This is a genomic window from Haliscomenobacter sp., from assembly GCF_965225875.1.
In the GTDB taxonomy this organism is placed as follows: Bacteria; Bacteroidota; Bacteroidia; order Chitinophagales; family Saprospiraceae; genus Haliscomenobacter.
Genome location: NZ_CBDDBS010000003.1, coordinates 1250533 through 1273163, shown reverse-complemented (window position 1 = coordinate 1273163; position 22631 = coordinate 1250533). Strand labels below are relative to the sequence as shown.

Genomic DNA, 22631 nt, shown 5'->3' with positions numbered 1-22631 from the left:
AAATCTGATCAACAATAATCTAGCACGTGGATTCGCTTTGCACCACTATTATACCTAAATATTTTCCAAAATGAACAAGTTTATCGTACTGCTTGGTGGTATTTTATTATCAATCAGTTCAATTGCTCAAGACATTAAACCCGTTTGGTTCAAGAACTTTGGCGGTGCCGGGGATGTGTTCCACCGCGTCATTGAAGCTGGCAATGGTTCGGTCATTGCAGTAGGCGAAAGCAGTACGCAATCGCAGGGAGGAAAAGACGGCCTGGTTTCCATCCTCAATTACAGCACTGGAGCTGTGGTTAAAGAAGTGCGCTTTGGTGGGGCCAAAGACGATGTCATTTACGATATAGCCGCCACCCCACAGGGTTTCTTTTTACTCGTTGGTTATACGGAGTCAATCGGCAAAGGTGGCCACGATGGCTGGTTGTTGCTAATGGATGAAAAAGGCCGGAAAATTGACGAAAAAAGCATCGGTGGAGTAGGTAAGGATGAACTGCGGCAGATCGAAATTTTGCCCGACGGCTCAGCTATGGTATTGGCTGGTTTTAAAAATGACCAGAAAGATGGCGATGCCTGGTTGGTCAAGTTGAGCCTTAAGTACGAAATGATTTGGGAAAAACAGATCGGAAAAGACAAGTATGGCATTCCCAGTGGTTTGGTGCTTTCCAATGATGGAGGAGCGGTATTCAGTGGCAATACCAGCAAAGGTGACAATGTGTATTTGGCGAAGATCGACGCCCGGGGCGCAGAGGTTTGGTCTCAGGTTTACGAGGAGGCCAAATATGACGAGGCTTTGGATTTGATCAACACCAGTGATGGCAACTATGCCCTGGCCGGACTGACCAAATCAAAAGGGGAAGGAGATGCTGATGCCTGGTTGTTGAAAATTGGGAAAGATGGTAGTTTGTTGTGGGACAAACCCTTAGGAAAAAGGGGCTTTGATCTTGCCGCCGCCGTGCTACAGTACAACAACGGCGCTTTTGGGCTCTTTGGCTACTCGAATTCTTACCGTACCGGTGCCCGCGACGCCAAAGCAATCGGGATAAGAGCTACCAGTGATGGGACGCTGAAATCCTTTGTTTATTGGGGCAATGGGAGCAATGAATCCTGGGAAGCAGCAACCCTTCTCCACGAGGGCAGTGTTGTAGTGGCAGGAAAAAGCCCCCAGGGTGCCTTCGTTGGGCGTTTACCCCTTGAAGATGAGGACAATCCGCCCATCGTTGGGGTTCGAGACCAGAATGCGGTAGAGATTGTCGAACTTAAGCTGAATTCCCTGGACAATCAAAGCATCCAACGAAACGAAAATGCTTATTTGAGCTTTCGCTTGAACAACAAGTCAGGTGCAAATTTGTCCGACCTCAAGGTAGAAATTGAAGATAAAATGGGTGCCTCCCGGCTGGAATACTGGACGGTTAATTACCTGGGGCAGCTTGGCAATGAGCGGGCTGGCAAAATGGTTCGAATCCCCGTTCGAAGCAAAGACATCGCCAATGGAGAACACAGTTTTAATGTAAAAGTATCAGCAGGCGATAAATACCTCACCGATCAGGATGTAAAAATTGTTACCCGGGTACCCTTGCCCGCCAACTTGCAAATTGCCGATCACAATTTCTTTTCCAGTACTCGCTCCGATGAACTGACCCTTCGGGTGGTTTTGGAAAATTCCGGTGATGCCAATTCTGGACCTACCGATATTACCTTTCAGTATCCTCCCGGAATCAAACCAAGTGCATCAGCAAGCAATACCATCGGCGCTGTGGCAGCCCGTGCCAAGCGACAAGTTGATTTTTTGTTTACTAAAACAGCCCAATTTTCTGGCCCTTCGGTAAAAATCATTTGTATCGTCAAGGAAAATGGCGTTGAAAAAATTCGCAAAACCCTGGAAGATCGCCGGGGTGGAGTAGGGGGTGATGGCCCCATCATGATCTGGACCGATCCTGATCCCAATGAAGTAGGCAATAAGATCAAGAAGACAACCAATCAAATGGAGTTCAAAATGAACGTCTTGCACGACAAGAGCCTCCAACCCAAAGACTTCAAACTCCGCATGAATGGGGTAGAAATGGAAGGCTCCAAATTCAACGAGCAAGATTTGTCTGCACCGAAGCGGGATACGGGCTATTACTCCTACACTTACCGGAATAAAATCCCGCTGATACTCGGCAAAAACCGCCTGGAAGTAGTTGTTGATGGAAAAGTGTCTTCTTATATCGAAGTGGAATATGCTCCTCAGCGTTCCAACCTGTTCATCCTTGCGATTGGCCCGGTTCACAACGACTTGATGTATACCTCCAAGGACGCCAAAGATTTTGCCGAAGCTTTCCGTGATCAAGGTGGGGTAGATAAATTGTATCCCAACGTCCACGTCCAGGAAATCACTACCCCCGAAACCACCAATTTAACCGGAATCAAGCAGGCCATGTACGATCTGAGTTACATGTGGAAAGACGGATTGATTACGCCCAACGATGTGGTGATTGTATTCATCTCTTCGCATGGGAAAATTTATGAAAACCAGTTTAAAATCCTGCAAACGGGCTACAATCCTAAATACGAGGACGTTTCCATTGATTACAAAAAAGAAGTGCTCGATGTACTCAATCGCTTGAGTTGTAAAAAACTCATTTTTCTGGATGCCTGCCACAGCGGGGGGGCCAAGGAAGGATTTGGTGGATTGAGCAAAGCCGTGATCGATTTGGCAAAGACCCAACCCGGCGTGAGTACCCTTTCTTCCTGTAAAGCCGACGAAAAATCATATGAGGCACAGAATTGGGAAAATGGCGCCTTTACCGAAGCCATGCTGGAAGCTTTTGCCGATAAAACCCTTAGTGATGCAAGAGGTAACTACAATGCCGACGTAAATCGGGACCGCATCATCAACCTGGGTGAGTTGTACGATTTCCTGCAACGCCGCGTCCCACAATTGGTAAAATCCGTAATCCCGAACGCTCCTACCAGTCAGGCTCCATTTATGCCGGAAGACCAGCTGGATCGAGCGATGCCGCTTTATTATATTCAAAAATAGTTTTTGTTACCCTTTGGTCCCTCCTCCGGTCACTGAGCGAAGTCGAAGTGCCAGAGGAGGGACCAAAGGGTAACAAAATTACACCGACTACCCATGAGAAAATCCCAAATTGCTCTTTTTACCTTACTCTTTTTGTGTAGTTCCACCTTAATTGCCCAGGTGGCCTGTCCAACTGCAAACCCAATTACGGTAACCCGCACCACCGGGGGAACTGGTGTCAATGGAAGTTTGCCTTGGGCCATCAACTGTATGAACAACGTTACTACCCTCAATACCATCCAGTTCAGCATCACTGGTTCCGGGCCACACATCATTCAACCCATCGCCAATGCTCCTTTGCCTACTGTTACCAAAGCCAATTCGCACATTGATGGTAGTACCGACAATATTGTCATTGATGGTTCGCTGGGGCAAGCTCAGGGTTTGGTTCTTGCCGCCAATAATGTAAAAGTCAATGGTTTGACCCTAAGGAATTTTGCCACTACTGCCTTCCCTAATGGCCTGGCCCTCAGCACTGGTAATGGCCATGACATCAGTACCTGTCAGATTTTTGACAACCTGGTTGGGATATCCGTTGCGCGCAGCGTCGGTTCTTTCACCATTAGTAACAATTACATCGGTGTTGACAAAAGTGGCACCAACCTTTCGAATACCAATGCAGGTATTGATGTTGCCACTTTTGCGGGAACCGCCGGGGCACCTACTGGAACCATTTCCAGCAACATTATTGCTTATAGCTCCAATGGTATCCAAGTAGGCACCGGTCGTAATGTAATCATTAGCAGGAATAGCATTTTTTGCAACAGCAAAATAGGGATTGAACGCCTAGCCACCATCACCACGCCCAGCATTACAAACGCCACCACAACGCAGATCACTGGTACTGCACCGGCTGGTTCCACAGTAGAGGTTTTTAAAGTCAACAATACCAATTGCCCAAATGCACCTTGTCAGGGCGGAACTTTTATCGGAACTGTTACTACCAATACATTTGGTTCCTGGAACCTCACGATCTCCTCGGGGTTGAGCGCGGGTGATTTGGTAACAGCCACCATGACTCAAAGCAGCAACACTTCTGAATTTTCAGCTTGCCGTACCGTGGTAGATGTCTGCGCCAATTTTTTAGCCAGCATCAAATCCAGCGACGTCACCTGCAATGGTGGTACCAATGGTTCAGCTACGGCAAGTACCAGTGGTGGACTCAATCAGGGCATCACCTTTTTATGGAGTACCGGGGCTACCACAGCAACCATTAGCAACCTCAAAGCAGGTACATATACCGTTACCGCCAGCGATGCTGCAGGTTGCAGGTCGATCCAATCGGTCAACATCAATCAACCGGCCGCCATCATTATTACACCCAGTAGCGTCAATGTGGCGTGCAATGGAGAAAAGTCGGGACTGATTAATGCCGCTGTCACTGGGGGAATCGCCCCCTATACGTATCGTTGGAGCAATGGGGCTACTACATCGGCCATCACTTCCCTGATCGCAGGTGCCTACACCCTCACGGTTACCGATCAGAACAATTGTACCAAAACAGCCTCAGTCACCATTACCCAACCCCCAGCCATTAGCCTGCTACTTAGTGGCAATGATACCTTATGCCCTGGAGCAAAAAATGGTACGGCTCTGGCAACGGTTACCGGAGGGGTTGCGCCTTACATTTACCTGTGGTCTACAGGAGCAACTACCCCCAGTATTACCGATTTAAGCAAAGGCAATTACACGGTCACCCTGACCGATCAAAACAAATGTCAAAAAACGGGCACCATCTTGGTCATAGAAACCACCCCCCTAAAAATTGACTCCAATCTAGTTCAACCCAAATGTGTAGGGGAAGCCAGTGGCTCGATTGAGTTAAAAGAAAACGGGGGAATTCCACCCTACACTTATTTATGGGAAAATGGTGCCACCACAGCTAACCGCACCAATCTACCTGCTGGCGATTACAAAGTAGCCGTTACCGATGCCAACCGTTGTTCTGATTCTTGGGTATTCACGCTGAAAGACCCCGCGCCAATCAGTGCCAACGTAAGTTCGACTGATCCTGCTTGTTTTGGCCAGAACAATGGTACCGCTACCGTGACAGTAAGTAGCCCCGGGGCCCACACTTTTTTATGGAGCACTGGTGCTACTACTTCAGCCATCAGCAACCTAGGGGCTGGAAGGTACAACCTGACCGTGACCAATGCTATTGGATGTAAGGCTACCTTCCCCTTTGTCCTCAACGCACCTAGCGCTGGTTTATCCATCACCACCAAGTCCATCAACATCGATTGTTTTGGGCAAAGCACCGGGCAAATCACGACCAATACCACCGGAGGAAAAGAGCCATATTCCTACAAATGGTCAAATGGATCTACCCAGGCTGATTTATCAAATCTTCCAGCTGGAAATTACGTAGTGACCGTGACTGATCAGTCGGGGTGTGGAGACACGGCCAATGTAAATATCCTGCAAAAGCCGGCAATCAGCACCACAATCAGCGCAAGCAATCCAGCTTGTTTTGGACAAACCAATGGCCAGGTGAGTGTGACGGTCAGCGGAGGCACCCCAGCTTATACGTACCTTTGGAGCACCGGGGCTACCACTTCAGGCATTTCGAATCTGGCTGCTGGAAAATATGTGCTGACCGTTACGGATGCCTTCCTTTGTACCAAAAAGGACAGCGTTGTATTGATTGCACCCACTCAGTTACAAATAAGCACTACTGCAAGCAATGTCAATTGTAATGGAACTGCCACCGGTAGTGCCCAAGCCATAGCTGTCGGAGGTACCGTGCCCTATACTTATGCCTGGAGTAATGGGGCAACTACTTCGGCCATCAGTAATTTGACTGCGAACACTTATGGCGTGACGGTCACCGACAGTCGTGCCTGTCAGGCCAATGGTACGGTTACCGTCACTCAACCTGCAGTCTTGACTCTGGTATTAACTACTTTCGATATCCCCTGTAATGAAACCAATACGGGCCGGGCTACAACGCAGGTCAGTGGCGGAACTAGCCCGTATCGCTACGCCTGGAGCAATGGTGCCACTACTTCGGCTTTGACTAATTTAGCTCCTGGCGATTATGGCTTGACGGTCACCGATGCCGCAGGTTGTGTGGTCAACGATACCAAAAAAGTCAACTCCACTTCCCGGATCAATCCTCAAATCAGTACCACAAATATCTTGTGTAATGGCCAAAGCAATGGCCAGGCTTCGGTCACCTTTTCTGGAACTGGGGTTCACTTTTTTAACTGGAGCAATGGTGCCACTACCTCGGCCATTAATAACCTGGCAGCTGGGACCTATTCCGTAACGGTGACCAATTCGGCGAGCTGTAAAGAAAGTGCCAGTGCTACCATCACTGTACCCCCTGCCCTGACCTTGAATATTGTGCCTACCAATCTCCGCTGCAATGGCCAAAACCAGGGCCAGGCCGTGGCCACGGCGGGTGGAGGGGTAGCACCCTATACCTACCGCTGGAGCAATGGCGCAACAACCAGCAGTATTTCCGCTCTTGCCGCGGGTAATTACAGCCTGACCATCACCGATGCCAATCAGTGCACCCGTACCCAGAATGTGAGCATTACCCAACCCGCAGCCTTGCAAGCCAATGCTACCTTTACTCGTGAAACCAGCCCCAACGCCCGCAATGGCACAGCTACTGCTACCGCAAGTGGTGGAACCAGCCCGTATCGCTTCACCTGGAGTACCGGGGCAAGTACTGCTGCAATTACCGGTTTGGCAGCTGGAGTGTATACCGTCACTGTTGAAGATGCAAATGGCTGCTCAGTGGTACGTTCAGGTACAGTAAGTGGGGACAATTGTACAGGACTGAGTGTTTCAGGTATTGCTACGGACCTTGGTTGTGCAGGAGCAGAATCCGGCTCAATTGCTTTGACAGTGGTTGGTGGGACTGCCCCTTACTTTTATGCCTGGAGCAATGGTCAAACTACCGCCAATTTGACCGAACTCAACGAAGGCACTTACAGCGTAACCGTAAGTGATGCCAATGGCTGTACGGGCAACTACTCCACAACCCTGAAGGCAGGTAGCCGAATGCCCAAACCTCTCTATGGCATTGTTGCACCCGATACGGTTTGTGGCAACGAAACTTTCACCTTGCGCGCCGATGACCTCTTTCAAGGGCCTAATGTGTTGTACATCTGGCAATTGCCCAATGGTCAAGAAATGACTTCCACTACCCCTTCACTCAAGCTAAAAGCGGCCAGTAGTGCGTTTTCTGGTGAATATTCTGCATTGCGGGATTCGGCGGGTTGTCGTTCCAGTGTTTTTGGCCCAGTGATTGTGGATGTGATTTCTTTGCCACCCAATAGTTTTAGCGCCGGAAGGGATACTACGCTTTGCCAGGGCACCAGCATTACCTTGAGGGCCCAAGCGCCCCAATCTGGCAAAGCTGCCTGGTTTGCCTTGTCTACCCGAACCTCCATTCAAAATGCCAACTCGCCGAATGCAACGGCTCAAAACTTACAAATTGGGGCCAACCGTTTTGTATGGCGCATCGCCATCGGCAAATGTATTCAAGCTGCTTCGGATACAGTAACGGTATTTTTGGAGAAAGGTCCGCAATTGGTTGATGACAAATACACCATCGAACGGGCCCAGGACATTGCTGCGATGAACATCCTGCTCAATGATAACCTGACTGGTCTCCAGGATACCAGTATTTCCTGGTCGGGTGCACCAACGATGGGTGTTTTTGAATACGTGCCAGGGAATAAAAGTTTCCGCTACACTGCTGAGACCGATTTCCGCGGAGTATTGACCTTTACGTACACGGTGTGCAATGAGGCTTCAAAATGTGCCAGTCCTTGCGATTCGGCACTTGTAACCATGGAAGTATTCAATTTGCCCAAACCTACCGAAGGGATGGTGTTGGAGGATCCTGGCCCCAACGGAACTTTACAAATAAGGGGTTTACAAGGCTTCAGTTCAGTAGACATTGTAATCACCAACCGCTGGGGAGATATTGTATACCGCAACGATGATTATGACAACAATGCTCCTTGGCGAGGTCGGTCTGGAGACATGGGGCCATTTTTACCGCCTGGGGCTTATTATTACGTCATCCGGGCTTACGACGATGGCAAACTGGTTGGCAAACCCCAAACCGGAGCGATTTATTTGTTCAAAAAAGAAAACCCCTAGTAATTCAAGCATTTGGTCTTACACCGCATCCTAAAAACCCAAGGTCATGAAAATCCAATACCTATTTATCGGCATATTGTTGTTGAGCGTGGCACAACTCAGTGCCCAACAACTCCCCAACTTCACCATTTACCGCGACCAATGGAACGTGATCAACCCCGCGGCACTGTCCAATAACTACATCATCAATGAGTTGAATTTTACGGTAGGTGGGGCTTATCGGCGCAATTGGCTCAATGTCAACGATGCACCCGAAACTCAAATCCTCAATTTTGAAATGGTTTTGGATGACCGCAATGCTGTTTTTGGTGCCCACGTCATCAATGACCGCACTGGAAAATTGGGCCAAACTGGATTTTATGGAAATTACGCCTACATTCTCGATATGGGTGGCCGCAGTGATCGGGCATTGGTAATTGGCCTGGGCGCTGGTTTGGTGCAATACGGGGCCAAACTGAGCGAAATTGACTTTCCAGACCTCGCCAATCGCCCCAGCGTCGATGACAATTTGATGTATCCTGATTTTTCATTGGGTGCCTTTTTTTATGAAGAAGATCAATATTATCTGGGGGTTTCCATCCCACAGGTATTCGGACTGGATACCCGCTTTGTTTCGGAAAATGGTCGTTATGATGTCAAACGTTTGCCTCACGTTTATGCCGTAGCTGGAAAATATTTTGATACTTTTTTGGGCAACAGTACCTCTTTTCTCGAAACTTCAGGTTGGTTGCGCTATGTACCCAATGCGCCAATTAGTGTGGATGTTAATGCACGTTTGCAAATCAGTGAATTGTACTGGGCCGGGATTGGTTTTGGCGGTGCGTTTGGGCAAAAATTAACAGGATCAGCTCGGTTAGAAACCGGCTTCGTGCTAGGGGAACAAGTACGGATTGAAAATGGGCAGTTCAAAATCGGACTAGCTTATGATCAACCTTTAGTAGAACCTTTACCACGTTATTTTGGCGGTGCTTTTGAAGTACATTTGTTGTATTCCTGGTGGAAATGAGTATTTTTCATCCTCATAACCTAAACATGTACCCAAAACAATACCTCATTTTGCTGTGCTTTTTAAGCGCACTAAATTTTGCTGCATGCCAAAAGAACTCCGCTTTTATTCAAGTGGAAGGAACCAACATAGAAACCCGCATCAAGCCCCCAGTTGGTTTTGAACGAATTGCTACGGCCCCGGGCAGTTTTGCAGCCTATTTGCGCAAAATCACCCTCAAACCGGCCGGTACTGGCGTGTTTTTGTACAATGGTTTACCCAAGCTCAATCAGGTGCACGTAGCCGTTATGGACATTGACGTGGGCAACCGCGACCTGCAACAATGCGCTGATGCAGTGATGCGCTTGCGTGCCGATTACCTCTTCGCCCAAAAACGCTACGCGGACATCCATTTCAATTTTACCAATGGTTTCAATTGTAGCTACAGCAAATGGCGGGAAGGGTATCGCGTCAAAGTAAGTGGCAATCAGGTGAGTTGGTACAAAAAGGGTGCAGTGGATGGAAGCTACAAAACCTTCCGCAGCTATCTCGATATGGTGTACAGCTATGCTGGCACTTTGTCTCTAGAAAAGGAGCTCAAGCCCGTCAAATACAACGAAATGACCATTGGCGATGTGCTGATTCGCGGTGGCAGCCCTGGCCATGCCGTGATCGTAGTGGATATGGCGCAAAATCCAAAAACCGGCGAAAAGCTATTCTTGTTGGCCCAAAGCTACATGCCCGCACAGGACATTCATATTTTGCAAAACCCAAATGATCCAAAGTTAAGCCCCTGGTACAGCACAAACACCAGTGGTGAGGCCGTGCTGACACCGGAATGGGATTTTGTGAAGGGGAATTTGCGGAGGTTTTGATGAAAGATTCATAACCTGAGGTGAGTCTATGGTTTCTACAATTTCTTAGGTGGTAAAAAAGAAAAGAACCTGCGAAGCAGGGCATTCTTTCACCACCTAAGAAACCTCAGGCACTAAAGGAATCACCTAAGCAGTCGTGAAAATTACCAACATTCAGGTTTTTTTTGTGTTTTGATCAAGGCGCCGGATTCGGAATCTCCACTTGAATTTGATCAATTCCGGCCAAAACCTCATCCGACAACACCAGCTCCGCCGTTTTGATGTTTTCTTTCAATTGTTCCATTGTCGTTGCGCCAATGATGTTCGAGGTGGTGAAAGTTTGCTGGGTCACAAAGGCCAGCGCCATTTCGACCAGGGTTAGTCCATGTTGTTCAGCCAGCGCGAGGTATTTTTCGGTAGCTGCCCAGGACAATGTCCCATTGTACCGCGACAAACCTTTAAACTGATTGATCCGATCATTGGGCGTGTCCGTCTTTTTGTGAAACTTACCCGATAACAAGCCAAAGGCCAGGGGTGAATAAGCCAAGAGGCCACAATTCTCCCGGATGGCACACTCGGCCAAGCCCACTTCAAAGGAGCGATTGAGCAAGCTGTAGGGGTTTTGCACACTTACCGGTACCGGCAGATTGTACTTTTCCGCCAGTCGAATGAAGTGCATCAGTCCCCAAGGCGTTTCATTGGATAGCCCAAAATAACGGATCTTTCCAGCCTTGATCAGGCCATCCATGGTTTCTAAAACTTCCAGGCAATTGTCTTCCCATGCGTCATCCGGATCGTGGCGATACCCCAATTTTCCAAAAGTATTGGTTTTGCGTTGCGGCCAATGGAGTTGGTAAAGGTCAATGTAATCGGTTTGTAATCGCTTCAAACTTCCTTCCAAAGCCAGATGAATTTGAGCTTTACCATACGCCAAATCATGATTGCGGATAAAATTGAGGTCGGCACGAAGCCCGGCAATTTTGGTAGCCAAAATGACCTCCCCACGTTTTTTCGATTGTTTAAACCAAGTCCCAATGTACGCTTCCGTTAAACCATTGTTCTCTGGGCGCGGAGGTACTGCATACAACTCAGCAGTATCAAAAAAGTTGATGCCTTGCTCCAGCGCGTAATCCATTTGTTCATGTGCTTCAGCTTCGTTGTTTTGTTGGCCCCAAGTCATGGTGCCAAGACAAATTTTGCTTACTTGTACACTACTTCTTCCAAGTGCTCGATACTCCATATTGTTCATTACCATTTTGGAACATACTGATCCTTGTAACTCAATTTTGCGCCTCTGATTGCCTCCACCACATACAAAGACTGGCTTAGTTTGTCAGCTGGAACCAATCCAGCAAAGGTGAATTTACAGCCCTTGGCTTTGGCTTTGCGCAATACAGCCAAAGAAGGAGTTTTGCTAACGTTGTCTATTTCAATGGCTACATTGTTCTGTTTGGCGAGGTCCAGTAGTTCGTCTGCCTGATCGGTATTTAAGTCCTGGCCTTTGTCTGACCAAACATTGATTTTTTTACTATTCAGCAAAGTTCGGGCTGACTCGATTCCTGTGCTTTCCCCAATGATGTAGTCCGCAGTATTGGCTTTTAAGTTCGCCAAATTGTCGGCATTGACTTTGATTCCAGTAAAAAGGGGCAGTTTTTTGGCTTCAGAGAGTTCTTTGGCCGTTTTTGGGTTTTTGAGCAGCGCTACATTGATGCCAGTGGAATAAACGTACTTGGCCAAATCCTGGGGGGACAAACTGGTACGTGGGTTCAAATCGATAAAAGCAAATTGCTGTCCCTGATATTTAAGCAAGGTATCCTGCCAGGGCGCATAGGTGAGGGGTGCCAGATTTGAACTGGCAGCGTCGGGCAAGCGGCGGACTTTAAAACTGCGGTATTGCATTTTGCTGTTGGGGTCGTGCCCTTGCAGGCAAAAAGTTCCAGAAGATAATTTTTTGATGCCAGCCATCCGGCGCTCAGACTGAATGTAATCCACGGTTTTGATTTCATTCACCCAAATCTGCACCCGGTCATTTTCTACCCTGGCTTTTACGGTTATCCACTCATCGTCCTTAGCGAAAGTTTTGTATACATTGCGCACGCCGTAGAGGCTACCCATCCGTTTGAGCTCGATGTAATCTCCTTCGCCAATGTGGGAGTTGTTCACCTGGATTTCGATACCCTGACCTGGCCAGCCAGACTCCTGGTACTTGGTATGGAAATAAATTCCTGAGTTTGCCAATTTAAAGGTCCGTACCTGCGCTTCAAATTCGAAATTTTTGAAGGCGCCATTGAGGTATTCTCCTTCATAAAACAGGTGTGAGCGTTTGCCTACTGCCTGCAAATAACCTTCGGGGGTAACGGACCAGGTTTCTTTGTTCTCACTGGCTTTCCAACCACTCATGTCTTTTCCATTGATGAGTTGCATCCAGGCTCCAGAGGATTGCCTTGCAGTTGGTCGTATACTGCTACTTAGAAGCAGCCCCAGTGGGATTATGACACCCCAGATCAAGTGTATATTTTTCATTTATTTATGTTGGTTGTAAACAAAGTTGGGTTGAATATAAACCAATTTAGGCATACAAAAAATAGGAGCTGGCAGGATTTGGAAACCCAATTGAAGGAGTAAGAGAAAGGGATACTGAAATATTTGCAATATCGCTAAACACCTATTTGGCCACATCCAATGAAGATACAGTGATTTTGCTGTACCATCAATTGATGTGGCCAAATTCAGTTTTATCCTTAAAGAATTTAGGCTAATGAGCTTTTTTGCTATGCTTTTTTGTTTGTTCTATCGTCGATGTGGGATAGAATAAATCAAATACGATTGTAGAACAGACGTAAAAAGCCCACCTTTACCCTGAATGAAAACTATTGAAATTTTCTGACTTTCAATTCTTTCTCCGTGGGAAAATCCGCTGGGATTGGAATCGTTACCTTACCCGTAGCTGCCCACTGCGCACCCCGTTGCAAACAAGTGATGAATCCCACACACTCAACCGAATAATCAGCATGGCCAAGTGGGGTATGAAAAACCCTACCCTTGCCATATTTGATGGTCATCAGCATGGGCTCGTGGCGATCGGTTCCCCGATTGGTTTTTGGGGAAAATGCTGTGGCCAACACCTGCATGTTTTCGGCAGGTCCACGTAATCGATCGTACATTTCATCCTTGCTGTGCAGCCAATTCAGGGGCATACCTTTGGTGATGGGGTGTTTGCTATCACGAACCGTGATCAGGAATTCGGCCTGGGCACCGTGGGAACCAGCCCGTCCGGGAGCCATGTCCCGCACCAATTGGCCTTTGTCGTCATAATACACATAGGGACCATCTTTTTCCGTACGATCACCCCAGCCGCCTAGACCAATCATTTGGTTGTAAGCGGGCCAGTTTGGGAAGGAATTGTCTGCAGCGTGAATGACCACCAGGCCGCCCCCTTTTTTCATAAAGGCATCAAAATTGGCCTGGGTTGCATCGGGCCAGGGAGCCGCATTCCAACCAAAATTACAGATCACGAGGTCGTATTTGGAAAAGTCGATAATGTAGCTGGAATCTGGGCGCGATTTTGGCAACTCCACCGTTTTGCGCAAACCAGGAATGGGATATTGCTGGATGTATTCTCCACCGTTCCAGGTGTAGTAGCTGCGTTGCACATCCACCGAAAACTTGCCCGTTTCTTCCAGGTATTTTTTCATCATAAAACTGATCTTGGCCCATTGGTTGTGGTTGTTTTGGCCATCCACGATCAGGGTCTTGATGGTTTTTTGGGCAAAAATAGTGCTGCTGCCTAACAAAAGCAGACACAAGCTCAGCAGGACTTGCTTTTTGTACATTGGATCTAATGTTTTTGTTGTTTGTGTAAAAATAGAGAAAAGCTTTAATTTCTTAGGTGTTTCCTTGGGTGCCTTCGGTTTCTAAGGTGGTAAAAAAAAACTTTCACCACCTTAGAAACCGAAGGCACCCAAGGAAACACCTAAGAAGATACCTTATCCCTTGGCCAGCGCCCGCACCTCGGTGGTTGCCCCACCATCCAGCGTCAAACTGACTGGTTTGTTTTGTTGCCAGGCACCACGAGTGAAATCGGGTACATCGATCGATTTTCCACGTTTTGCCACTGATTGTTCGCTCAAGGGGGCAACTGCACTCCAGCTTGCTGCATCGTACACATCTTGATCCAGGGGAAGCCCATTGCGCAGGCAATCGATCAAACGCCAGTCCATGATGAAGTCCATGCCACCGTGGCCGCCCACTTTTTTGGCAATTTCACCGATGTGTTTGACCAGCGGGGTGCTGAATTTTTCCTCCAAATCCTGCATTTCCCGTTCATTCAACCATTCCTCACCGATGGCGATTTTAGCGGGATTGGGCCATTTCTGGGCTACCCCTTTGGTGCCACTCAACACGTGGATGCGCGAGTAGGGGCGGGTAGAGGTCACATCGTGTTGGAGCATGACCGTTTTGCCTTTTTGGGTACGGATGATGGTAGTGTTCATATTGCCCCGGAAACTTTTACCCACATATTCCTGGTAAAAAGCATCCGAGCTAGCTTTTTCCTGAGCCATTTTGCCCATTTGGAAATCGTTGCTGGATATGGCCACCAGGTGGTCAAAACGATCGCCTCGGTTGATATCAAGGCATTGGGCAATTGGTCCCAGTCCGTGGGTAGGGTAGAGGTTGCCGTTGCGCAAATTTTCCTTGAGGCGCCACATGTCCGAATAAGAGGATTTGTTGAAATTCATCTCCAAGAGGTTGTGGATGTAGGCCCCTTCGGCGTGGACCAGCTCACCAAACATGCCATTGCGCACCATATTTAAAGTCAGTTGCTCAAAGAAATCGTAGCAGCAGTTCTCCAACATCATACAATGCCGCTTGGTCTTCTCAGAGGTTTCCACCAGCTGCCAACACTCGTCGATGGTTTTGGCGGCGGGCACTTCTGTGGCGGTGTGTTTGCCTTGCTGCATGGCGTAAACTGCCATAGGTGTGTGTAGGCTCCAGGGGGTGGCGATGTACACGAGGTCGATGTCTGCGCTTTCACACATGGCTTTCCAGCCGTCATTGCCGCTGTATTCGCGGGCTTTGGGGCGCCCAGCCTTTTCTACAATTGCCTGAGCTTTGCTGGCCCGTTTGGGGTCTTTGTCGCACAAAGCTACAATTTCCACCCCTTCAATGCGGCTCATGCGGCTAACTGCGCCGGGCCCACGATTGCCAAGCCCAATGAAACCGATGCGTACTTTATCGAGTTTAGGGGCCGCGAAGCCACACATGTTGAACTGCTGTTTGCCGGCATCGAGTATTGGAGTATCACGCTGTTCAGTATTGGAAACTGGTTTGGCTTGCACCAATTGTGGCAATCCCAAGGAAGCAAACCCTGCTCCCCAGGTAATGTTTTTGAGGAAATTTCTGCGATTGTGCATATGGTTAAGGTTTTGTGTGGTTAAGGATATCGAAGAAAGTGCAATTAACCCGTGTTTTAGCAATTTTTGCTGAAAAAAAATTTAAACGCCTACTTCCCCTTAAAATCAATGACCACTTGCCCATCCTCCCCGAGCAGGAGCGTTTTTTTGAAGTCGTGTGGCGGCAAACCTTCCAGGGTAATTTTATTCAAAGCCAAATTTCCATTTAAGACACTCATGCGAAACTCGACGACATCACCCGTTTTTTGCACCCGATACGTTCCCCAACTGTAACCATTTGACCAAAAAAAATGTCCTTGCTTTTGACTCAGTTGCAAGGATTTATCGATGCCTGAATAGTGGAAACCCGTCAATGCCAACACTGCTGACCAACTGGCCATCGCCCTGGCGTAGTGGTGCCCACATTCTGGTTCGTCAAAAGGGTTGCGTTTTTGCCCGTCAAAACGGTCACGGATGCTTTGGATACATTTCAACCCAGGCTCTTGCATGCCCTCGTAAAGCATACCTATGGCAGCGCAATATTCAAAGCCAGACATGGACTCTGCAAAATAGGGAAAGGGTACTTTGAGCCGTCCTTTGGGCCAACTCGCCATGATCAAGCCCGCTTCCTGATCCATCACATAGGACCTCATATTGTTGAATATTTCATTAAAACCTTCCACGTAATTGTACTTCATAATGCTGCGCAGGGTGGTCTGGATGTTCTCTTTTTTGGCCAGATAACCCAGGCCACAAACGTGGGCCATGTATTGCCCAGCCAATTGATCCACCAAACAGCCTTGGCCCAATTGAAAGGTAGGTATTTCCGTTTTCGGGTCGCTGGTGTTGAGGAATTGGAAGGTTTTAGGGTCGGTGATTTTGTGCTCGTAATATTCACCGTTGAAGAGGTTTTCATCTACCCATTTGTTGCCTTTGGCCCAGATCTGTTCACATTGCGCAGCAAACTGCGGCTCATTCATCGCCCGGGCCATAGCAGCACTAGCTTTGAGGGCACCAAAATACCAGAATTGCATTTGGGGATTGGGGCCAAAGTAGTCAACGTCCATGGTGTTGTGCTGGCGGCCTTCCTGTACCCCATCCTGATTGGCGTCCCAACCACCCGGAATCCAGGCATAACTCATGGCTTTTTTGACCTTGGGCCAGTGTTTTTTTAGCCATTCCAGATCGCCAGAAAGTTGCCATTCCCGGTAAAAGCGCATGATGGAACCCATTTGCCCGTCAGCTGCGGCTACGTGGTCAATGTTGAGGTTGGCTTCAAGGGGCAGACTGACCCGGTTCATCATCTTGCCATTGTCTTTGGTGCCGTATACCAACTCAACCTCCCGCATCGACCTGGCCAGGTCGCCGTACAGGAAGGCTGTGGCGGTTTCGTAGTTCCAGACGTGGGTACAATTGCCATAACAGGAACCGGCTTCATTCATTATTCCTTCCCAGCCCATCAGGTGGCCAGAAGGTAGGCGGAACACGGTTTGAGAACGCAAGGTAGAGAGATTGAATAAAGCTGCCTCCTTCACCACTTCGGGCAAATCGCTTTCTAAAAAAGCCTGGACAAAAGCCCGGGTTTTCTCCTCCAGCTTGGGCAAACGAGGAGTTTCTTTCTCCACTACATCCCAGGCATCTTTGTATTTGTTGGTATAATGATTGCCAATCACCTTACCCCGGTAACCAAAACTCCAGGCATTGTTCCAATCGAGTCGATTGGGAAAATGCCAACTCAGATAAAATGTAAAACTGATGCTCCCACCAGCGGGAATCTGTTTTTTGACAGCCAGAGAGGCCATGGGATTGTCGTCTACCAACTTGTCTTTATCTGTTAATGCTCCGTCAGCGCTAAAATCATCCCAAAAATCAAGAATGGAATTTTCCCAGTCATTGGGGGTAGAAGAGCGCCGCCAGGATATGCCATCCTGCTCGGGGGTGGTGAGGGCTATACTTCCCCAGGCGGGGTCCTGTGGGTCAACTTCATTACTGTACATATAAATGCCACGCACCTGTGGGCTTTGGCGGTATTCATTTTGATTGGACTTGGCTCCAGTGTAAGTGAGGTCGCCTTTCCAGTTTTTGCCTTGTTTACTCCCATCAATGCCGATGAAGTTGCGCATGGTGCCACATACGGCCACTTCAATTGGCACTTTTCCGGTATTTTGTACCTCATATCGTAGAACAGCCATGGGGATGCTACTGGCTGCGGCATCGCCGGGTATCAGCGGGTTGAAACCTTTGATTTTGACTTGGATGGGCAATTTGTCGTCTTTGAGATTCACTTGCCCAAAGGGATAAGCAGCGTCAAAAGATGCAGATTTGAAGCGGGGCATGCCGTGGTGATTGACTGGCCGGCCTTCGTAATGCTGGTATTCACTGGGGTGTAGTGGCCCAAGCAGAGCTTTGGTCATCGGGGCTTTGCCTTCTGGGCGAACGTACACCGCAAAAAACGGAGCCTGATTGCCATCGGTAAGGGTGCTAAAACCTTTGCCAGGTTTGTTCATGATCTCCCAATCGCGCAATTCTCCACGGCCACCTAGGGAAACGGTGCCTGTGCCAATGCCCCCCAAGGGAAGGGCGACGTTCAACAAATGTTGTTCGTCATAATGTTTGAGCACGGGCCATGGATTGGACTGGCCCCGGATATTACCAGTGGACCACAGGCTGAAGAGGCAAAACAGGAGTACTTGGTGATAGGTCTGATTCATGATGTAGCTTAGGTATGAATGGTCTCTGTAAAGTTAAAAAGACTCACTGATTTTTTACGACCATTGCTTAGGTGGTGAAAAAGAAGCATTCACCACCTAAGAAACCTAATTAACCAAAGGATTCACCTTGGATTACGCTTAATCACCTTGCTTCTCCGGTGCCGTTTCCACCAAAAAGAAAGCACAGCCAATCGCAAACAGTATCCCAACCAGCGCGACCATCAGCACCTGCTCAATCCCGAATTTTTCTGCCACTATCCCCGAAATCACCGGAGCCACGCCACCCCCAAAAATTTCTCCAATCCCAATGATCAACCCCGATGCCGCACTGATCATCGAAGGTGGAACCGTCTCGGTAGCAATGGGGCCGTCCAACATGACCAGGCTGCCCAGAATAAAAGCGCTGGCGAAAAACAGGATAACAAACAGCGCGAGGGGATTGGCACCGATATTGGATAAAATGACAATCGCCAGAGCCGCAGCCACCAGGGCCCCAATAATCACGGGCTTTCGCCCCAAACGATCCGACAAGCCATTGACCAAGGGAATACCCAAGAAGCCACCGATCCCAATGGCTGAAGCCACAAAGCCCATTTGTTGCAGGCTTAAATGCAGGTAATCGGTCAAATAATTGGGCATCATCGCGGTCAGCACAAAAATGGCCGCCATCACCCCACACATGACCATGGTTCCAACTTTGATGTTGCGGTATTTAAAAACGGCTTTGATGTTGATGTTTTTGGTTGGGAGGTTTTCAACCTGGGGCTGATCCTTGATGAAACGATACAACAAAAAAGTCACGATCAATCCAGGAATGGATACCCACACGAAAACCCAGTGCCAGGAAGGAACGGCAGACAAGAGTTGGGTTGCCAAAATGGGGGCAATCGCCGTAGCCAACCCACTGCCTGCGCCCAACAAACCCATGTTGAAACCTACCCGATGGGGAACCGAAGCATCTTTGACGGCTGCAAATGCTGTTGGAACGTATGCGCCTTCAAAAATGCCCAACACCCCTCTGAGCAGCAGCATGGTGCCCAAACCCGAAGCCAAACCGGTGATGCCGGAAAAAATGGACAAGGCAGCCAAGGTCGGAATCAATATTTTTCGGCGGCCTAATTTATCCGACAATCCGCCAAAAATGAGCGAAACCAGGCCCCAGGCTAGGGCAGTTACACCCACCACAGCACCTAAATCCTGGTAATTGAATCCCAAATCTTTTTGGATAACGGGGAAAAGAGGAGCAATGATCCACCTGTCTAGGTTGAGTAGCATGAAGCCGAAGGACAAAGTAAGGATGGATCGATAATCCGAGTGTTTGTAAATCTGCATGTAGGTGAAATTTTAGGAACTGATTGGTTCTCAAAATACTCAGCTTCATGCCGATAGGGTAGACATTTTGCTACCAAACCTGTGCAGAATCAATCCTGAGTGGCTTAGCTCTATTTTTTTGGAGTAGGCAACTTCAAAGTTTCCCGGTAATAGTTTACAGTTTGAATGACCGAAGCCAGATTGCTCGGTTTCTCTTTTGTATCCCGTTCAATCATGATGTGGCCTTTGAATTTTTGCCTTTTTAGCTCCTCAAAAACGGTAGGAAAATTGATCACTCCAGTACCCACTGGGACATCGGTGAGTTTAGGGTTATTGTATTCGGCAATGTCTTTCAGGTGAATGGCAATGATCCGACCTTCCAGTTTTTTTAAACCCTCCACTGGATTGATGCCACTTTTTGGCCAGTGACCGAGATCGGGGCAAGCCGCAAAATTCGGATGGTTTTTCAAAGCCAGCAATACCGAATCAGGATGCCAATATGCGCTGTTGCCCTTCCAATGGTTGTGGATGGCCACTTTTATGCCATAAATACCCGCCAGGCTATCGACCATATCCAACTGATGGACAGCGGGTTCGGCGGTTACGTATTTAACCTTGAGTTGTTTGGCCAGTTCAAAGTCTTTTTTCCATTTTGCTACTGTATTGCCCCCAACGACATAGATGGATTCCATGATGAGCCCATGTCGTTTGATCAATGCATTTAATTTTTCAATGCCAAATGGGGATAAACTCATGATCATGGAATCCTTCAATTCTACTCCAGCTTTGCCAAAAGTATAGCCTTCCACGTAAGTCAATCCAGCGCTATCTACTTTAGCGAGCTGGTCTGGAAATGAAAAATTACTAAAGGTATATAAGCATACGCCCAGCTTCCAGATTTGAGTCAAATCTGCATCTGCTGTGGCTTTGGATTCGATTGGAACCACCTGCACTGACTCAATTTTGAGGTTTGTAAAGCCCTTGTTTTGTGCGAGCAGATTTACGGATAAAGCCAAAAAAAGCAGCAGCTGCAGAATGCTTTTTCCAATTAGGGAAATGTGAAAAGAGGTGTGTTTCATACGCAATTGTTTTTAACTTAGAATACACAACAAAGTAGCCTTTTTCCCAAGAATAAAAAAGAGAGGAGCAATCGCCCATCTCCCCGCTATCCGGCAGAAAAATTGAATTGTATGAAACTTAAAATTTATACGTTGCCGTCAGGAAAACCTATAGATTTATTCCCGGTACTCCTTGGGGGTCATTCCCGTTTGGGCTTTAAAAAAACGGCTGAAATCGCTGGGGTCTTTTTTGCCCACTTTGTAAGCAATTTCACTGATACTGAGTGCAGATTGTTTAAGCAGTGCCTTGGACTCCAGCAGCATGGTTTCATTCAATAAATCGTGGGCAGACTTGCCCATGGTGCGTTGGACACAGCGATTGAGGTAGTTTGGTGATACGTTTAAATACTTGGCAAAATCAGATACTTTTTGAAAAGTGTAGACCTGCTGTGGCAAGGCCTCTTTGTAGCGCTGGGTGAGTTGTGCAGCAGAGTCGTTGGAACTAACATCTGCATGTTGGCTAAAGCGCCGCAACTCATAAAACAGGGTAAGCAGGTAGGAGCGAATCAAATCCAGCGATTCCTTGCGCCCGGTGCGGTATTCCTCAACCAGGCGATTCAGCAGGTATTCAACTTTGGGCACCGCTTCATCACTGATCGTCACTACCGGGTGCCCATTGTATTTCAAAAAGTTGAACTCGTTGAACAAATCGCTCTGGATGAATTTTTTATTAAAAATCTCCGGGTCAAAATGGCAATAATACCCCCTTACATCTTCACTCATGGCCTCGCTGGTCAGAATTTGATAAGCGGGCAAAAAGAAAAAACTGTTGGGACCAAGGGTGTAGTTGTCGATGCCCTTGTTGCGAGTGGTGCTTCCGGCGGTGAGGAATAAAAAGTCGTATACCGTTTTGCGGTGTGGGGCCAAAGGGAACTTGAGGTAAGGCCGAAAGACCTCAATGGGGTTGATTTGGAACCAAGGGTGCAAGGGGGTGAGGATTTGTTGTTCCCAACCCGGCTCAGGACTCAGGAATTTACCCAATGCTGTTGGATCCAATAAAGTCGCTTGCCACTCTTTGTTTTTGTTGACCATGGTTTAGAGCACTTATTTTACCCCACTACTTGGTTGCGCAAAATTCCAATTCCCTGGATTTCCAATTCTACCACGTCCCCGGGTTCGAGGGGGCGATGCACGGAAAAGTTGTTCTCAATCAAACTACCCCAACCTACGGTGCCAGAGCCCAGGATTTCGCCCGGCATTAAAGTTACATCATTTTCAGATGCACGTTCGATCATTTGTGGGAAGGTCCAATACACGGTTTGGTAATTGCCTTCGCAGATGCTTGCTCCGTTGATGCGGGCAGTCATGGCCAAATCGAAGCGGTCGTTTTCTATTCGGTATTGCTCCATTTCGTCTTTGGTTACAATACATGGACCAATGGCGTTGGCAAAATCCTTACCCTTGTGCGGGCCAAGCGGCACTTCCATTTCCCGGCGTTGGATGGCCCGAGCGGTCCAGTCGTTAAAAACAGTGTACCCAAAGATGTAGTCATTGGCTTCGGCAGCGCTAATGTTTTTGCCTTTTTTGCCCATGATCACCGCCATTTCCAACTCTATGTCCATGCGGGTTTCTTTGGCCGGGCGTTTGATGTCGTCATTGGGGCCGTAAATGGCGTGGTGATTGGTGAAGTAAAAAATGGGCATTTCGTACCAGGCTTCACCTACTGTGTGGCCAAAGGTTTTGGAGGCATTCAGCATGTGCTGCTCAAAACCGATGTAATCCCGAAAACTGCGGGGATTGGGTAGGGGCGCGAGGAGTTGAACTTCAGACAAGGAGTAATGGGCCGCCAGGTTCTTCAAACCTTTTTCCTCAATCAAGGCGAAAAAACGCTCGTGCTCGTCAATAAAGCTGAGCATGTCGGTGGGCAATTGAGCGTCGGCCAATTGCATGTCAACGACTCCGTCACCACTGAGCCAGCCGCTGCGGGCTTCCCCGCTTTTATTTTTGAAAGTTACCAGTTTCATGTGATTGTAGGGAATGTGCTAAATCCAGCTTTCCCTTAAGTGCCTCTTAGGTGTCTTTGGTTTCTTAGGTGGTGAAATTTCCCTGCTTCGCAGGTTTCTTCTTTTTTTCA

The 22631-nt window shown here is 48.1% G+C and carries 13 protein-coding genes; 4 read left to right on the top strand and 9 right to left on the bottom strand.

Annotated features, from left to right (window positions below; all coding sequences use genetic code 11):
- Window positions 1–70: 70 nt before the first annotated feature.
- From ACO08K_RS25390 to ACO08K_RS25375, 4 genes are all read left to right on the top strand, one after another.
- The gene (locus tag ACO08K_RS25390) at window positions 71–3025 is read left to right on the top strand and encodes a caspase family protein (RefSeq protein WP_421799291.1); all 2955 of its coding nucleotides are present in this window, start codon (window positions 71–73) and stop codon (window positions 3023–3025) included.
- Between the two features lie 93 nt (window positions 3026–3118).
- Window positions 3119–8185, top strand: coding sequence for a gliding motility-associated C-terminal domain-containing protein (locus tag ACO08K_RS25385; protein WP_421799290.1), 5067 nt, complete (start codon window positions 3119–3121; stop codon window positions 8183–8185).
- Window positions 8186–8231: 46 nt separating this feature from the next.
- The gene (locus ACO08K_RS25380) at window positions 8232–9191 is read left to right on the top strand and encodes a PorP/SprF family type IX secretion system membrane protein (RefSeq protein ID WP_421799289.1); all 960 of its coding nucleotides are present in this window, start codon (window positions 8232–8234) and stop codon (window positions 9189–9191) included.
- Window positions 9192–9217: 26 nt separating this feature from the next.
- Window positions 9218–10045 (top strand): DUF4846 domain-containing protein, encoded by an 828-nt coding sequence (locus ACO08K_RS25375; protein WP_421799288.1) that lies wholly within the window; start codon window positions 9218–9220, stop codon window positions 10043–10045.
- Between the two features lie 175 nt (window positions 10046–10220).
- Here the strand turns inward: ACO08K_RS25375 and ACO08K_RS25370 are convergent, their stop codons facing one another.
- From ACO08K_RS25370 to ACO08K_RS25330, 9 genes are all read right to left on the bottom strand, one after another.
- Window positions 10221–11264, bottom strand: coding sequence for an aldo/keto reductase (locus tag ACO08K_RS25370; RefSeq protein ID WP_421799287.1), 1044 nt, complete (start codon window positions 11262–11264; stop codon window positions 10221–10223).
- An 8-nt stretch (window positions 11265–11272) separates the two neighbouring features.
- Entirely contained in the window at window positions 11273–12547 is a 1275-nt protein-coding gene (locus ACO08K_RS25365) for a family 16 glycoside hydrolase (protein ID WP_421799286.1), read from the bottom strand.
- Between the two features lie 347 nt (window positions 12548–12894).
- Entirely contained in the window at window positions 12895–13857 is a 963-nt protein-coding gene (locus tag ACO08K_RS25360) for a ThuA domain-containing protein (protein WP_421799285.1), read from the bottom strand.
- Between the two features lie 153 nt (window positions 13858–14010).
- Window positions 14011–15438, bottom strand: a complete 1428-nt coding sequence (locus tag ACO08K_RS25355) for a Gfo/Idh/MocA family protein (RefSeq protein ID WP_421799284.1) — start codon at window positions 15436–15438, stop codon at window positions 14011–14013.
- Between the two features lie 89 nt (window positions 15439–15527).
- Entirely contained in the window at window positions 15528–18128 is a 2601-nt protein-coding gene (locus tag ACO08K_RS25350) for a GH116 family glycosyl-hydrolase (protein WP_421799283.1), read from the bottom strand.
- Window positions 18129–18266: 138 nt separating this feature from the next.
- Window positions 18267–19460: an MFS transporter gene (locus ACO08K_RS25345; protein WP_421799282.1), complete on the bottom strand. Its 1194-nt coding sequence runs from the start codon at window positions 19458–19460 to the stop codon at window positions 18267–18269.
- Between the two features lie 110 nt (window positions 19461–19570).
- A complete protein-coding gene (locus ACO08K_RS25340; protein ID WP_421799281.1) occupies window positions 19571–20518 on the bottom strand; it encodes a sugar phosphate isomerase/epimerase family protein in 948 nt (315 codons plus the stop codon).
- A 156-nt stretch (window positions 20519–20674) separates the two neighbouring features.
- Window positions 20675–21589, bottom strand: a complete 915-nt coding sequence (locus ACO08K_RS25335; protein ID WP_421799280.1) for a helix-turn-helix domain-containing protein — start codon at window positions 21587–21589, stop codon at window positions 20675–20677.
- A 17-nt stretch (window positions 21590–21606) separates the two neighbouring features.
- A complete protein-coding gene (locus ACO08K_RS25330) occupies window positions 21607–22521 on the bottom strand; it encodes a fumarylacetoacetate hydrolase family protein (protein WP_421799279.1) in 915 nt (304 codons plus the stop codon).
- Between the last annotated feature and the right edge of the window lie 110 nt (window positions 22522–22631).